This window comes from Megasphaera sp. NM10 (genome assembly GCF_000417505.1).
Classification (GTDB): domain Bacteria; phylum Bacillota; class Negativicutes; order Veillonellales; family Megasphaeraceae; genus Megasphaera; species Megasphaera intestinihominis.
In genome coordinates this window covers 1-14,772 of sequence record NZ_APHY01000055.1, presented here as the reverse complement: position 1 = coordinate 14,772, position 14,772 = coordinate 1, and the positions used below count along the sequence as shown (strand labels likewise).

14 protein-coding genes and 2 pseudogenes are annotated in these 14,772 nt (G+C 57.8%); 12 read left to right on the top strand and 4 right to left on the bottom strand.

The genetic code is table 11. The features are described 5' to 3' along the window. Positions 1 to 2 precede the first annotated feature (2 nt). The 4 genes and pseudogenes from NM10_RS09190 to NM10_RS15300 form a co-directional block, all read right to left on the bottom strand. Positions 3 to 563 (bottom strand): 4Fe-4S dicluster domain-containing protein, encoded by a 561-nt coding sequence (locus tag NM10_RS09190; RefSeq protein WP_020311305.1) that lies wholly within the window; start codon positions 561 to 563, stop codon positions 3 to 5. Positions 564 to 566: 3 nt separating this feature from the next. Beyond that, positions 567 to 2,759: a formate dehydrogenase subunit alpha gene (gene fdhF / locus NM10_RS14695; RefSeq protein WP_081638972.1), complete on the bottom strand. Its 2,193-nt coding sequence runs from the start codon at positions 2,757 to 2,759 to the stop codon at positions 567 to 569. Positions 2,760 to 2,879: 120 nt separating this feature from the next. Continuing rightward, complete coding sequence (locus NM10_RS14690; protein WP_020311302.1) at positions 2,880 to 3,386, bottom strand: molybdopterin-guanine dinucleotide biosynthesis protein B; 507 nt, start codon at positions 3,384 to 3,386, stop codon at positions 2,880 to 2,882. Positions 3,387 to 3,532: 146 nt separating this feature from the next. After that, positions 3,533 to 3,841, bottom strand: a pseudogene (locus tag NM10_RS15300) (NTP transferase domain-containing protein); the annotation flags it as partial. 239 nt (positions 3,842 to 4,080) lie between these two features. Here NM10_RS15300 and NM10_RS09170 point away from each other — a divergent pair. From NM10_RS09170 to NM10_RS09115, 12 genes and pseudogenes are all read left to right on the top strand, one after another. Then, positions 4,081 to 4,458: a winged helix-turn-helix domain-containing protein gene (locus NM10_RS09170; protein ID WP_020311300.1), complete on the top strand. Its 378-nt coding sequence runs from the start codon at positions 4,081 to 4,083 to the stop codon at positions 4,456 to 4,458. A 6-nt stretch (positions 4,459 to 4,464) separates the two neighbouring features. Further along, on the top strand, positions 4,465 to 5,484 hold the full coding sequence (locus NM10_RS09165; RefSeq protein WP_020311299.1) for a molybdopterin-binding protein: 1,020 nt from the start codon (positions 4,465 to 4,467) through the stop codon (positions 5,482 to 5,484). Positions 5,485 to 5,535: 51 nt separating this feature from the next. Next, a pseudogene (moaC, locus tag NM10_RS09160) lies at positions 5,536 to 5,990 on the top strand (cyclic pyranopterin monophosphate synthase MoaC). Beyond that, positions 5,980 to 6,957, top strand: coding sequence for a GTP 3',8-cyclase MoaA (gene moaA, locus NM10_RS09155; RefSeq protein WP_020311296.1), 978 nt, complete (start codon positions 5,980 to 5,982; stop codon positions 6,955 to 6,957). Before moaC ends, moaA begins: the two are co-directional and overlap by 11 nt. 3 nt (positions 6,958 to 6,960) lie before the next feature. Next, complete coding sequence (locus tag NM10_RS09150; RefSeq protein ID WP_020311295.1) at positions 6,961 to 7,896, top strand: MOSC domain-containing protein; 936 nt, start codon at positions 6,961 to 6,963, stop codon at positions 7,894 to 7,896. A gap of 39 nt (positions 7,897 to 7,935) precedes the next feature. Beyond that, a complete protein-coding gene (modA, locus tag NM10_RS09145) occupies positions 7,936 to 8,781 on the top strand; it encodes a molybdate ABC transporter substrate-binding protein (protein WP_020311294.1) in 846 nt (281 codons plus the stop codon). Between the two features lie 12 nt (positions 8,782 to 8,793). Further along, positions 8,794 to 9,465, top strand: coding sequence for a molybdate ABC transporter permease subunit (gene modB, locus NM10_RS09140; RefSeq protein ID WP_020311293.1), 672 nt, complete (start codon positions 8,794 to 8,796; stop codon positions 9,463 to 9,465). After that, positions 9,462 to 10,502 carry a sulfate/molybdate ABC transporter ATP-binding protein gene (locus tag NM10_RS09135; RefSeq protein ID WP_020311292.1) on the top strand — a complete coding sequence of 347 codons (1,041 nt, stop codon included), beginning with the start codon at positions 9,462 to 9,464 and terminating at the stop codon, positions 10,500 to 10,502. The genes modB and NM10_RS09135 overlap by 4 nt, the downstream gene beginning before the upstream one ends. Before the next feature lie 4 nt (positions 10,503 to 10,506). Next, positions 10,507 to 11,562 (top strand): XdhC family protein, encoded by a 1,056-nt coding sequence (locus NM10_RS09130; RefSeq protein ID WP_020311291.1) that lies wholly within the window; start codon positions 10,507 to 10,509, stop codon positions 11,560 to 11,562. After that, complete coding sequence (gene yqeC, locus NM10_RS09125) at positions 11,559 to 12,218, top strand: selenium cofactor biosynthesis protein YqeC (RefSeq protein WP_020311290.1); 660 nt, start codon at positions 11,559 to 11,561, stop codon at positions 12,216 to 12,218. Before NM10_RS09130 ends, yqeC begins: the two co-directional genes overlap by 4 nt. Further along, positions 12,215 to 12,820, top strand: coding sequence for a nucleotidyltransferase family protein (locus NM10_RS09120; protein ID WP_020311289.1), 606 nt, complete (start codon positions 12,215 to 12,217; stop codon positions 12,818 to 12,820). The genes yqeC and NM10_RS09120 overlap by 4 nt, the downstream gene beginning before the upstream one ends. A 219-nt stretch (positions 12,821 to 13,039) precedes the next feature. Beyond that, complete coding sequence (locus tag NM10_RS09115; RefSeq protein WP_020311288.1) at positions 13,040 to 14,518, top strand: amino acid permease; 1,479 nt, start codon at positions 13,040 to 13,042, stop codon at positions 14,516 to 14,518. Positions 14,519 to 14,772 lie beyond the last annotated feature (254 nt).

The following is a 14,772-nucleotide window of genomic DNA, read 5'->3' as shown; positions in this document are numbered from 1 at the left end:
AGTTATGGCTTTCCTTTTTTCAATGCTTTTTCATAAGCTGCCTGTGTTTTGGCCGCTTCTTTTTGGGCTTTCAGTTTAGCCCGCTGAGCCGCGACGACGGCCGGGTCGAAGAGACTCAGGGCTTCCGTTGGGCAGGCCGGGATACAGGCTGGTTCCCCCGTTTCCGTATTGGCACAGAGGTCGCATTTGTAGGCGACGATGCGGAAGGGCCGGCCTTTGGTATCGCCGTGGTAGATCTTGGTCATGTTGATGGCCTGGAAAGGACAGGCGCGGGAACATTTTCCGCAGCCCCGGCAGGCCTCTTCATCGATGACGACCGAGTCGGGACCCAGGGAAATGCAGTGGAACGGACAGGCCTCCATACAGCGCGGCTTCGGGCACTGCTGGCATTGGACGGCCTTGGTGACTTTCGACGTGTAAACGACGTGGACCCGCGGCGTGAAATCGAAGCTCTTGGGCTTGAGGGCAAACAGGGCCTTGCCTGTATGGCTGGCCACACAGGCGGCCATGCAGGTCTTGCAGCCGATGCACAGTTCCGGGTCCGTCTTGACGTGTTTAAACATCGTTTACACCTCCTTTACTTCGATGCCCATGCGGCTGCGGATAGCGGTATACTGGGCTTTTACATCGCGTTCGGCCTGTTTCTGGTCGTCGATTTTTTCGACGCGGCAGGCACAGTATTTGAATTCCGGCGTATGGCTCTTGGGGTCCAGGGCGGCCGACGTCAATTCGTTGCAGGCGCCGACCCACCACTGATAGGTCATGTACGTCGCCCCTTTGGATACGCGGTCTGTTTCCTGGCAGCGGGTGATGGTATGGCCCCGCTTGGAGACGACGCGGACCAGATCGCCGTTGGCAATGCCCAGTTCCTGGCAGTCTTCGGGATTCATCTGGATATAGCCCGGTTCATCGGCCAGGTCGGCCAGGAGGCGGCAGTTGCCGGTCATGGTACGGACCGAATAGTGGCCGACTTCGCGGACTGTCGACAGGGACAGGGGGTATTCGGGACTTTCCAGCTCTTTGGCCGGCGTCCAGGGGTAGTAGTAGAAATGGCCTTTGCCGTCGGCCGTAGCAAAATGAGCGCCCTTGTGGAGATACTGTGTCCCCGTATCATCCGGGCTGTCTTCCGTGCAGGGCCATTGGACGCCGTGGTTCTCGACCATCTTTTCATAGCTGGCACCGGCGAATTTCGGGCACAGGGAGCGCATTTCGTCCCAAATCTGTTCGGTATTGTCGTAATGCATGGGATAGCCCATGGCCGTTGCCATGAGGCAGAGGATTTCCCAGTCCGTCTTGCAGCCCGGCTGGGGTTCGATGAGCTTGCGGACGCGCTGGAAGCGGCGGTCGCAGGAGGTATATACGGCATTGTGTTCGCCCCAGGCCGTAGCCGGGAAGATGACATCGGCATATTCGCAGGTCTTGTTGAAGAAGATGTCCTGGACGATGACCAGGTCGATAGCCGACAGGGTGCGGCGGATTTCCGGCAGGTCCGGATCGGACTGGGCCGGGTCTTCGCCGATGATGTAATAGGCGTGAATCCGCTTCTTCGGGTCCGGTTCGCGCAGGACTTTGTCCGGCACATAGGTCAGGGGCAGGCCGACGTGGGATGGCAGGGAAACGCCCCAGGCCTTTTCAAATTTATGGCGGATTTCATCGTCCATGACGTCCTGATAGCCAGGATACTGGTTGGGCAGGACGCCCATGTCACAGGTCCCCTGGACGTTGTTCTGGCCGCGGACCGGGCCGACGCCGGTGGCGTAATGGCCGTAGTTGCCGGTCATGAGACTCAGGTTGGAGCAGGCGATGACGCATTCGACGCCCTGTGAGAACTGGGTGATGCCCATGCCCCAGAGGGTCATGGTATGTTTGGACGAAGCGAACAGGCGCGCTGCCCGGCGGATATCGTCGGGATCGAGGTGGGTCGCTGCGGCGACGGCTTCGGGCGCGTATTTATCCTGGGCCACTTCTTTGGCATAGTCGGCAAAGCCTGTCGTATGCTTTTCGATGAAATCGTGGTCGACCAGGTCCTCCGTGACCATGACGTGGGCCATGGCGTTGAGGAAGAGCATGTTCGTGCCGCCCTTGATAGGCAGGTAAATGGTGGCGATGCGGCCCGTTTCTGTCAGGCGCGGATCGACACAGATGATCTTGCAGCCCTTCTTCTTGGCCCGGACGATATGGCGGGCGACGAGGGGATGCGAGACCGGCGCGTTATAACCGATATCGAAGATGACTTCTGCGTCTTCGAGTTCGGGAACGCTGAAAGACATGGCACCTTCACCGACGGACTCACCGAGTCCGGTAACCGATGGAGCGTGTCAAATGCGGGCGCAGTGGTCGACGTTGTTCGTGCCGACGACGGCGCGCATGAATTTTTGCGTAATGTAAGCGGCCTCATTGCCGGGACCGCGGGCCGAACCGGCGCCCATGACGGCATCCGGGCCGTATTCCTTGATGATGGCTTTGAGGCGGGCCGCTGCGTATTCGATGGCTTCCTGCCACGATACTTCGACGAGGGGCGTGCCCTTGCCGTTTTTGCGGATCATCGGCTGGCGGATACGCTTGGTCAGGATCTGAGGGTCATTCAGATAGTCCCAGCCGTACAGCCCTTTCAGACAGAGCCGGCCTTCATTGTTGACACCGCGCGGCGAGACCTTGGCTTCGATGACCTGGTTTTTTTCCGTGTCGACCGTGCAGGTGATGACGCAGCCTGTGCCACAATAGGGACAGACCGTGTCGATTTTCTTATAGGCACACATAGGAACACCTCACTTTTACATAAACTGGAGATTTTTAGTATACCACGGACGGGGTACGCTTTACTAGTCTCAGTGTAGGACTTATTTTAGCAGGGTGCAAGACAGAAAAGAACAAACTGCTTATATCACCGACGAGCGGTAGCCAGTGAGGAATAAGATATTGTTGACCAGCTGGTTGTCATCGGCCTGGGTCACGTCGATTTGTGGAAAGGGACCGTGACTGCGGCTTTCGACGAGGACCAGGTCGGCCAGCTGTTGCTGGGACAGGGCCAGGATGTAATCTTCTTTCCGCGTTCCCATGGGATAATCTGCCGGACCGCAGAGACAGACGGAAACGGCACCGGCTTTGCGGGCCCGGTCCGTATCGGAGCCGGTCTTGCGGCGGGCCACGGTGTGATGGCTGCTCTTGATATAGGCGACCTGATAGCCGCGGTGCGTCAGTTCCGTAATGGCTGCCGCAGCGGCTGTCGTCTTGCCATCGCCTGATTTCGGTGCCGTCAGGGTGACGACGGGTACCTGGCGGCGGCTGTTGGTGTCGCGGCCTTTGGCAGCCTCATAGGCTTCAGGCGTATTGATATTGAAATATAAGGCCGAACGGAAGGTTTCATCGACATAGGCTGCCGGCACGTCTTGATACAGATGGCGCAGGCGGTAATTGCCCTTCTGCAGATGGTCCGTAATGGCTGGCAGGAGCTGACGGCTGTATAAGGCGGCCAGGGGCTGGTCCTGGCCGTTTTCCGTCCTGGGTATGATGGCCTGCAGGGTGGCTGGCGCCGGAGTAATTTGACCAAATCCGGGGCGGGGGCAAAATCATAGAAGGGAAGGTCGACAGATAAGACCAGATAGAAGTCGCACTGGCCGCTGTACAGGGCGGCCTCCATCCCGCCCAAGGGGCCGCAGTCAGGATAATTGTCTATGACCAGGCGGACTGTGCGGGCTAATTTGGCGGGTAAATGGGACGATTCATAAGGACGGTTGATGGAAAGCAAGCGCTCTGTAAAGGGATAAGCTTGGCTGCGCAGAAGCAGATCCGTCAGCAGGTCCGTATCGCGCCAGGGGAGGGCCGTTTTATCGCGGCCCATGCGGGTACTGCGGCCGCCGGCCAGGATAATCAGCCCCAGCGATAAAGGGCGAAGTATTTTTGTCATCCTATCACATCCTTTTGTATGTTATGCGTGTATTATATCATAATTTGCATAAGCGGTGATGATTTCACTACGGGTTACAAAAAAAGTATGGCCAGCTAACAGATTTTCATGTATAATGAGCTTAGTAGATTCGTTATTTGTAAGCGCGAATAACGCTTGAAGGAGGTGGCTCCATGGCAGAAGAGAAACTACATTGCAAAGTGACCCTGTGCCTCATGGGCGATAAGCGGGCCTTCGGGCCCGGCGTGGCCGAACTGCTGGAAGGTGTCCGCCGTCATGGTTCCCTGCAGGGCGCAGCCCGGGATATGGGCATGTCGTACTCCAAGGCCTGGACAGTCATGCGCAACGCCGAAGAAATCTGGGGCTTTCCCCTCATCCGCCGCTATGTCGGCGGCAAAGACGGCGGCCGGTCCGTCCTGACCAAGCAGGCTGAAATCATCCTGGAACGGTATGAAGAGATGAACGAGGCCCTGCACGACGTGGCAGACCGCCAGTTCCGGCAATGGTTCAATGATGAAGAACTCCATAAATTACAAAAAATGGAAGGATAGATAAGTATGAAAATGATGAAAACCGAAGACGCTGTCGGCCATGTCCTCTGCCATGATATTACGCAGATCATCCGCGGCGTCACCAAAGGCCCGGTCTTCCGCAAGGGCCATGTCATTACCCAAGAAGATATTCCGGTCCTCTTGTCGGTCGGCAAGGACCACGTCTATATTTGGGAAAAAGATGACACCCTGTTCCATGAAGATGAAGCCGCTGCCATCCTGCGCGACATCTGCATGGGAGCTCATATGCACGGCAGTGCGCCGAAAGAAGGGAAAATCGAACTCATCGCCGACTGCGACGGCGTCCTGACTATCCGCCGGGATGGCTTGAAAGCCGTCAATTCCCTGGGCGAAATGATGATTGCCACCCGCCACGGCGGCTTCCCGGTCCGCAAGGGCGATAAACTGGCCGGTACGCGCATCATTCCCTTGGTCATCAAGAAGGATAAGATGGCCGCTGCCCAGGAAGCAGCCGGTCCGGCACCGCTCCTCGACGTCCATCCCTTCGGCCAGAAGAAAGCCGGCGTCGTCACGACGGGGAATGAAGTCTTCCATGGCCGTATCGAAGATACGTTTACGCCGGTCATCGAAAGCAAGCTGTCTGAATACGGCGCCGTCATGGCCATGCATACGACCCTGGCCGATGACCCGGCTGCCATTACGGCGGCTATCCAGGATATGCTGGATAAGGGCATGGATATGGTTTTCTGTACGGGTGGCATGAGTGTCGACCCCGATGACCAGACGCCGCTGGCCATCAAGAATACGGGAGCCCGCATCGTATCGTATGGTGCTCCGGTCCTGCCAGGGGCCATGTTCCTTCTGGCTTATAGCGGGGACGATCGCCCCATCGTCGGTCTGCCGGGCTGTGTCATGTATGCCAAGCGGACGATCTTTGACCTCGTCCTGCCGTCGCTCATGGCCGATGTCCCCGTGACGGCCGATGACCTGGCCGGTCTCGGCGAAGGCGGCTTATGCCTGGGCTGTCCTGTCTGTACCTTCCCGAACTGTGGCTTTGGAAAGTAGGTGATCCTGGTGAACCCGTTTACACACATTGACAACAACGGTGACGCCGTCATGGTCGACGTCAGCGGTAAAGCCGTGACGGCCCGGACGGCTGTGGCCTGCGGCCGTATTTCCATGAGCCGCGAGTGCTATGAAGCCGTCAGGGCCGGTGCCGTGAAAAAAGGCGATGTCCTCGGCGTGGCCCGCATTGCCGGCATCATGGGAGCCAAGCGGACGAGCGACCTCATCCCGCTCTGCCATATCCTCAATTTGACCAAATGCGGCGTCGAATTCATCTTCCACGACGATACTTGTGAACTCGAAGGCCGCTGTACTGTCAAGTGCAACGGCAAGACCGGCGTCGAAATGGAAGCCTGACGGGCGTATCCGTGGCTTTGCTGACGGTCTACGATATGTGCAAGGCCGTCGATAAGCGCATGTGTCTCAAGGATATCCACCTCGTCGAAAAAATCGGCGGCAAGAGCGGCCATTTCCAATATGACGGAGGGGAGCACCATGAAGGATAAATGGGGACGGACCATCGGCTACCTGCGCCTGTCCCTGACGGACCGCTGCAACCTGCGCTGCCGCTACTGTATGCCTGAAGCCCTGACCAGCGTCGGCCACGAAGCTGTCCTGCGCTATGAAGAAATGCAGCTCATCTGTCGGGCTGCTCTGTCCCTGGGCATCGACCGCTTCAAGATTACCGGCGGCGAGCCGCTGGTGCGCAAAGGGGCCGTGGCCTTCATGGAATCCCTCAAAGCCATGAAAGGCGTCCGTTCTGTGACCTTGACGACGAACGGCCTGCTGTTGTCCGACGCCCTGCCGGACTTGGTCCGTATGGGCATCAACGGCATCAACATCAGCCTGGACAGCCTCGATGCCGGGCAGTATGCCGGGCTGACCGGAGGCGGCCAGCTGTCCGTCGTCCTGGAAGCCTTGGAACGGGCCGCGGCTGCTCGGGTAAACGTCAAAGTAAACGCCGTATTACTGGAAGAAACGCAGGACCAGATCCTGCCGCTGGCCCGCTTGGCCGGCCGGTTTCCCGTCGATGTGCGCTTCATCGAACTCATGCCCATCGGCTACGGGACGACGCTGAAAGGCCTTACGGAAGAAGCGGCCCTGGCCGTCCTGCGCCGGGCCTATCCGGATTTGGCTGCCACAGAAGAACGGCGGGGAAACGGACCGGCTTCGTATTACCGGAGCGGCCAGCTGCAAGGTCGTATTGGCTTCATCGCTGCCAATACCCATGGCTTCTGCTCGTCCTGTAACCGCCTGCGCCTGACGAGTACGGGCTTTTTGAAGCCCTGTCTCTGCTATGACGATGGCGTCGATTTGCGGGCCATCGTCCGCAGCGGCCAAGAGGAGGAAACTATCTGTCAGGAGCTGCAGCGCGCCATGGCCAGGGCGGTTTATGACAAGCCGGCCAAGCATTGCTTCGCCGAACAGAACCATATCAGTGAACATAAGACGATGAATCAGATCGGAGGATAAAAAATGGGGAAAGTACATGCTGTTTGCATCAGCACCATCCGCGGCGTGGCTAAACAGGCCGTACCGGAAGGGAATTTCATAGTCAACTGGGGCATTGAAGGCGACGCTCATGCCGAACACTGGCACCGCCAGGTCAGCCTGCTGGGCCTGGAAAGCATCGAAGCTTTCCGCCGCCGCGGCGGTCAGGTGGAATTCGGCGCTTTCGGCGAAAATCTCGTCGTCGACGGCTTCAATTTCTCGGCCCTGCCTGTAGGGACGCTGCTGCGCTGTGGCGACGTCCTGCTGGAAATGACCCAGATCGGCAAGGAATGTCACAACCATTGTGCCGTCTATGAAGCCGTCGGCGATTGCATCATGCCCAGGGAAGGCGTATTTGCCCGCGTCCTTGAAGGCGGCGTCATCCGCCCGGGCGATGTCATGACCGAAGTCCCGCGGCAAGGGAAACGGCCTTATCAGGCGGCGGTTATCACCTTGTCGGATAAGGGAAGCAAAGGCCTGCGGGAAGATGCCAGCGGCCCCGTCATTGTCCAGCGGCTGGAACGGGCTGGGTTTGAAGTCATGGAACAGCTGCTCCTGCCCGATGGCGAGGGCCCCTTGGAACAACAGCTCTGCCGGCTGGCCGACCAGCGCCAGGCTGACCTCATCTTGACGACAGGCGGTACCGGGTTTGGCCCTCGCGACGTCACGCCCGAAGCGACCCTGGCCGTTGCCGACCGTCAGGCGCCGGGCATTGCCGAAGCCATCCGGGCCGCTTCCATGCAGATTACGCCGCGGGCCATGCTGTCCCGGGCGGTCAGCGTCATCCGCAAGAAGACCTTGATCATCAACCTGCCCGGCAGTCCCAAGGCCTGTCAGGAATGTATGGATGTCTTCCTGGATACGATTCCCCATGGCCTCGACTTACTGCGCGGCGAAGTCCGGGATTGTGGCCGCAAGTAAATGCATATAAATGGATTTACAAAAAGGAGATGTACGGTGATGACGTGGAAAAAAGTAGTCGCATCGGTCTTGGCGGCGACGCTGGCTTTTGCCCTGGCCGGATGCGGGTCGGACAAGAAAGAGGACAAAGCCGCCGGGGACGGCGATAAAGTCCACCTGACCGTCTTTGCTGCGGCCAGCATGACGGAAACGATGAACCAGATTGCCGCCCAGTATCAGAAAGAACATCCGGACGTGGAAATTTCCTTTAACTTCGATTCGTCGGGCACGCTGAAGACGCAGATCCAGAACGGTGCCGACTGTGACCTCTTCATTTCGGCAGCCCAGAAGCAGATGAACCAGCTCGACGCCTCAAAAGACGCCAAAGCCAATCCGGATAAGCTGGACTTCGTCAAGAGCGGCAGCCGCATAGACCTGTTGGAAAACAAGGTTGTCCTGGTGACGCCCGAAGGCAACCCCAAGGGCGTCCAGAATTTCAATGATATGGCGGCGAAATTGAAGGATGGCTCCATCCGCCTGGTCATGGGCAACAGCGACGTTCCTGTCGGCCAGTATACACAGAAAATCCTGAAATTCTACAACCTCGATGAACAGGCCATCGCTCAGGCCGGCCACATTACCTATGGCTCGAACGTCAAAGAAGTGACGACCCAGGTCCGCGAGGGCAGTGCCGACTGCGGCGTCATCTATGCGACCGATGCCTTCAGTGCCAAGTTGAAACCTGTCGACGAAGCGACGAAAGATATGTGCGGCCAGGTCATTTATCCGGCGGCTGTCATGAAGAACAGCAAGCACCCGCAGGAAGCTCAGGATTTCCTCAATTACCTCAAGGGCCAAGAAGCCATGAAAATTTTCCAGGGCGTCGGCTTCAGCCCTGTCGGCTAAGGATAGCTGCTTATGGACTGGTATCCCCTTTGGAACAGCCTGCGCATTGCCGCTATTTCCTGTGTCCTCGTCTTCTTTAGCGGCATTGCCCTGGCTTATTATGTCGCCCGCCTGCCGCGGGTCCTCAAAGGGCTCCTCGATGTCGTCCTGACACTGCCCCTGGTCCTGCCGCCGACGGTCTGCGGCTGGCTGCTGCTCCTGGTCTTCGGCTTGAAGCACCCTGTCGGCATCTTTCTCAATGACGTGGGCATCCGCTTCGTCATGACCTGGTATGGCGGCGTCCTGGCGTCGGCTGTCGTCGCTTTTCCCCTCATGTACCGCACGGCCCGCGGGGCCTTTGAGAGTTTCGACGAAACCCTGGCCTGGAGTGGCAAGACCCTGGGCCTGTCGGATACGTTCATCTTCTGGCATATCCGCATGCCTTACTGCAAGCAGGGCATCATCGCCGGGACGGTCCTGGCCTTTGCCCGGGCCCTGGGCGAATACGGGGCGACGAGTATGCTCATCGGCTATATCCCCAAGAATACGGCGACCATTTCGACGACGGTCTACCAGTTGTGGCGGACCAATGACGAATACAGCGCCTTCATCTGGGTCCTGGTCAACATCGCCATCAGCGCCGTCGTCCTGCTGACAGTCAATCTCTTTGAAAAGCGCAGCCGTGAAAGGAGGCGCCTGGCATGATCGATATCGATGTCCATAAGGACTGGGGCTCTTTTACGCTGGATGTGAAGCTCCATCATGAGAGCGGCATCCTCGGCCTGCTCGGCGCTTCGGGCTGTGGCAAGAGCAAGACTCTGCAGTGCATTGCCGGTATTGAAAAGCCTGATGCAGGCAAAGTCGTCGTCGGGGCGCGGACCTTGTTCGACAGCGGGCGCCATATCAATGTCCCCGTCCCGCAGCGGCGCGTAGGCTATCTGTTCCAGCACTATGCCCTGTTCCCCAACATGACCGTCGAAGACAACATCCGCTGCGGCGTCCGCTCGGCTTCGTCCAAGGCTGACGCCCGCCGGCAGGTCCGTTCCATGATGGAACGCCTGAATTTGACAGGCCTGGAGAAACAGAAACCGGCCGAATTGTCCGGCGGCCAGCAGCAGCGCGTGGCCCTGGCCCGCATCCTGGTCAATGAGCCGGACATCCTGCTCCTGGACGAACCCTTCAGCGCTCTGGACAGTTATTTAAAAGAAAAGGTCATGACAGAACTCAAGGACTTGCTGCGTCAATTCCCGAAAGACGTCGTCTTGGTGACACACAGCCGCGACGAAGCCTATCAACTCTGTCAGTCCATCGCCGTCCTAGACGACGGCCGCGTGTCGGCCTGTGCGCCGACAAAGGAACTCTTTGCCGATCCCCAGTCCCGGGTGGCAGCGGTCCTGACGGGCTGCAAGAATATCGTAGCGGCCCGCAAGGCCGGACCGACAGCCGTCTTCATCCCGTCGTGGCAGATTACGCTGCAGACGGGACGGCCTGTCGGCGACGACCTCTGTGCCATCGGCATCCGCGGCCACGCCTTTTGCGGTGGCGACGGCGAAAATGCCAGGCCCATCGTCGTGACCGAGGAAATCGAGCAGCCCTTTGAATGGATCGTCAAGTTCCGCTATGCCCATCAGGAAGGCGGGACGCCGGATATCTGGTGGCGTTTCGCCAAGCCCGACCGGCCGGCTGTCCTGCCGGACTGCCTCACTGTCGATGGGCAGGCTATTTTACTCTTATATAGGTGATATCATGGAAGCTTTCTATACCCGATTATATGAAACTTTGCAGTCTGGCCAGCCGGCTGTCCTCCTGACCGTCGTCGCCAGCCGGGGCTCGACGCCCCGCGGCATCGGCAGCCATCAGGCCGTCTTTGCCGATGGGACGACGGCCGGTACTGTCGGTGGCGGTTATCAGGAATATCTGGCCATCCAGGCCGGACGGCAATGCCTGGAGAGCCGCCAGTCGGCTTTTCGCCGGCTCATCCTCCACCCCAATGACGAAGAAGATATCAACGCTGCCTGTGGCGGGGAATTGACCGTCTTCTGCCAGTACCTCGACCCGGCCCTGCCGGGCCTGCTGGATGTACTGGCCGCTATCATCCAGGCCCTGCGCCAGAAGACGGCGTCGTGGCTGGCCCTGGATGTCAGCGATGAAGCCCATTGGGGCATGGCCCTGGTCCGGGAAGGCCAGGTGCAGGGCTGCGGCCAGATGGCGGCTTTGCAGGCCGTCGATGCGGCTTGGTGCCGTCAGAATGTAGCCGGCCTTGCTGCGGATGGCCAGCGGCGCTGGTACAGCGAACCCCTGACTTATCCGGGACGGGTCTTCGTCTTTGGCGGCGGCCACGTGTCTCAGGCCCTGGTCCCGGTCCTGGCCAGTATCGGCTTTTCCTGCATCGTCGTCGATGACCGGGCGGAATTTGCCGATCCGGCTCTGTTCCCCCAGGCAGATGCCGTCTATAAAGCTGATTATGAAGCCCTTCCGGCGGACCTCGGCGTAACGCAGGATGACTATGTCTGCATCATGACCCGTGGCCACGTCGGCGACTACGATGTCCAGCGCCAGATGCTGGCCATCAAGCCGTATTACCTCGGCGTCATCGGCAGCCGCCGCAAATTGGCCTTTGTCAAAGAGAAACTCCTGGCCGACGGTTTTTCAGCTGCCGAAATCGATGCCTGCCACGCGCCCATCGGCCTGGCCATTTCGGCCGTGACGCCGGCAGAAATCGCCATCAGCATCGCTGCCGAACTCATTGCCGTCCGGGCCAAGCGGGAAGGGCGGGAAAAGAGCCGCTACCGTAAACCATGACGGCCGAGGTATACACCTATATCGGTGCCGGCGGCAAGACGACCAGTATCTTTGCCCGGGCCCGGCAGGAACGGGCTGCCGGGCGCCGCGTGGCCGTCGTGACGACGACCCATATGAAGCACCCCAGCCGATGGTTCGTACCGGCCGCTTTGCCGGCAGGCTGGCAGGGCCAATGGCGGCGCGACGGCATCATCGTCGTCGGCCAGGAAGGGCTGAACGGGAAAATCACCTGGCCCGGCGAGGATGTTTACCTGCGTTTATGTGCGGCTGCCGACGTCGTCCTCGTCGAAGGCGATGGCTCACGGCGCCTGCCCTTGAAGGTCATGGGCCCCCATGAACCGGTCATCCCGGCCAACAGCCGTGATGTATACTGCCTGGCCGGCCTGTCGGCCGTGGGACGGATCGTGAAGGACGTCTGTTTCCGCTGGGAGTTATTGCATCTCAATCCGGAAGCCGTCGTGACCGAACGCCTCCTGGCCTATATTGTAGAAGCCGGCTGCCTGGCCCGCATCGGGTCCTGGAAAGACAGGACGACCGTCGTCCTCAACCAGGCCGACGATGAACGGCGGCAGCAGGCGGGGAAACGGATTTTGAGCGGCCTGTCCCGGCCAGGAATAGTGACGACGTATCCAGTGGAAATGAGGGAAGCGAAATGAAAATACAGTTAGTCTTGATGGCGTCCGGCTTCGGCCGCCGTTTTGGCAGCCATAAATTGGAAGTGCTCGTTCATGGACGCCCTTTATATACGTATGGAATGAAAAGCCTGTGCCAGGCGGCACAGGCTTTTTTGCCATCTTCCGGTATCGACTGTCAGGTGACGGTCGTGACGGCTCATGATGCCATTGCCTCAGCCTGCCAGGCTCAGGGCATTGACGTCATATGGAACGGTCAGGCGGGAGAAGGTATGGCTGCGTCTTTGCGCTGCGCCGTCCAGGCTCATAGTGAAGCCGACGCCTGGGCTTTTTTTCCGGCAGACCAGCCCTTGCTGACGGCAGAAACGATTGCCGACTTCCTGCGGCAGTTCCTGGCCTCTGGCGCAGCTGTAGGCTGTATGCATAACGGCGAGCGGCGCTGCAGCCCTGCCGTTTTCCGCCGCCCTTATGGACCGGGACTCCTGACCCTGCGCGGCGATACGGGAGGCCGGCAGTTTCTGAAGCGTCCTCAGACCTGGGTCTATTATCCCAAAAGAAAAGGTGAATTATTTGATATAGATTACCAGGATGATTTAATCTTTTTAAATAAAACACTGGATAAATAGATTATGATTTAAGCGTATTAATATTATAGTTTACCTCAACTTTTTGATTGAACATATTTTTGCTATTTTTAATTTTAAATATAAAAATATAATTAATTTAGGATAAAACATTTACAAATTAAAATGTACGAGTATAATAAAAGGCAGTTGAACGATTGACTATCCGGTCAATCCATAGGGGAGTCAACGATACTTTACAATCATAAGGGGAGAGGTTCTATGACGAAACACATCTTTAGAACCAAAAGTATCAGTGAATTTATTTCGGAAACGAAACAAGACGGCGGCATGAACCGCGTCCTCGGTACTTTTGGCCTGACCATGCTCGGTATCGGCGCTATCGTCGGTACAGGTATCTTTGTTCTGACCGGCGTTGCCGCTGCCAATTATTCCGGTCCTGCACTTATCATTTCTTTCATCATCGCAGCTTTGGCTTGCGGCTGTGCCGCCCTGTGTTATGCTGAATTTGCCGCCATGGTTCCCGTTGCCGGCAGTGCCTATACTTACGGCTACGTCGCCCTCGGTGAATTTTGGGCCTGGGTCATCGGCTGGGACTTGATACTAGAGTACGCCTTTGCCGTATCGGCCGTCGCTATTGGCTGGTCCGGGTACTTCAATAATATCCTCACCAACTTGGGCCTCGTCCTGCCGAAAGCCTTGACACTGGCTCCATATAACGGCGGCATCGTCAATCTGCCGGCCGTCCTCATCCTCTGCGTCATCGCCTTCATCAACATCCACGGCGTCCGCCAGAGTGCAACTGTCAACAACATCATCGTCGGCATCAAATTGGCCGTCGTCGCCTTGTTCCTGGCTTTAGGCTTCAGCCACGTCGATGCTGCCAACTGGGTTCCCTTCATGCCCTATGGCTGGTCGGGTGTCTTCGCCGGCGCGTCCATCATCTTCTTCGCTTATATCGGCTTCGATGCCGTTTCCACAGCAGCTGAAGAAGTCAAAAATCCGCAGAAAGATCTGCCCCGCGGCATTATCTTATCGCTCATCATCTGTACGGTCCTGTACATCGCCGTATCGGCCGTCCTCACCGGCATGGTTCCGTACCTCGAATTCAAGACGACAGCAGCTCCGGTTGCCTTTGCCCTCCAGGCCGTCGGCTATCACTGGGGTGCTGCGGCTATCTCTGTCGGCGCCATCTGCGGCCTGACTTCGGTCCTCCTGGTCATGAGCTTTGGCCAGAGCCGCGTACTCTTCGTCATGTCCCGCGATGGCCTGCTGCCGAAATTCTTCGGCCACGTCCATCCGAAATATAAGACTCCGGCCCGCAGCTCCATGCTGGTTTGCGTGGTTACGGCTATTACGGCAGGGTTCCTGCCAATCAACATCGTCGCTGAAATGACCAATATCGGTACACTCTGTGCCTTCATCATCGTTTCGGCTGCTGTCATCGTCCTTCGCAAGAAGAACCCGAACCAGGTACGCGCCTTCAAATGTCCGCTCGTTCCCCTGGTTCCGCTCCTGGCTATCGCCTTCTGCGGTGTCCTCATCTACATGCTGCCCCTGGTTACGCAGATCCGCTTCGTCGTATGGCTTCTGTTAGGCCTGGCCATCTATTTCGGCTATGGCTACAACCACAGCATCATCTCCCAGGCACGCCGCGGACAACTCGGTGCCGCTCCCATTCCGGGTACTGCTGCACCGGCTGAACAAGGCGTCCACGAAGGCCATCCGGCTAACCATTAATCCGCTTTCCAACCCAATACCAATACAGAAAAAGGGGCTGTCGCATTAAGCCATTTCGGCTTTGTGCGACAGCTCTCTTTTTTTATTCTATTTCATCGTTCTATTCTCTTTTTTTAGCTAAACGTAAAAAAGGTACACGAAACAGACCGGCCATCCAGTCGGCAAAAAACGTGTGCCTTTGCTATGTATATGGTTATTCAAGCACTCTTTTTCACTTTTTTTAAGGAATAAAGGTATGTCCCGAAATTGCCKGA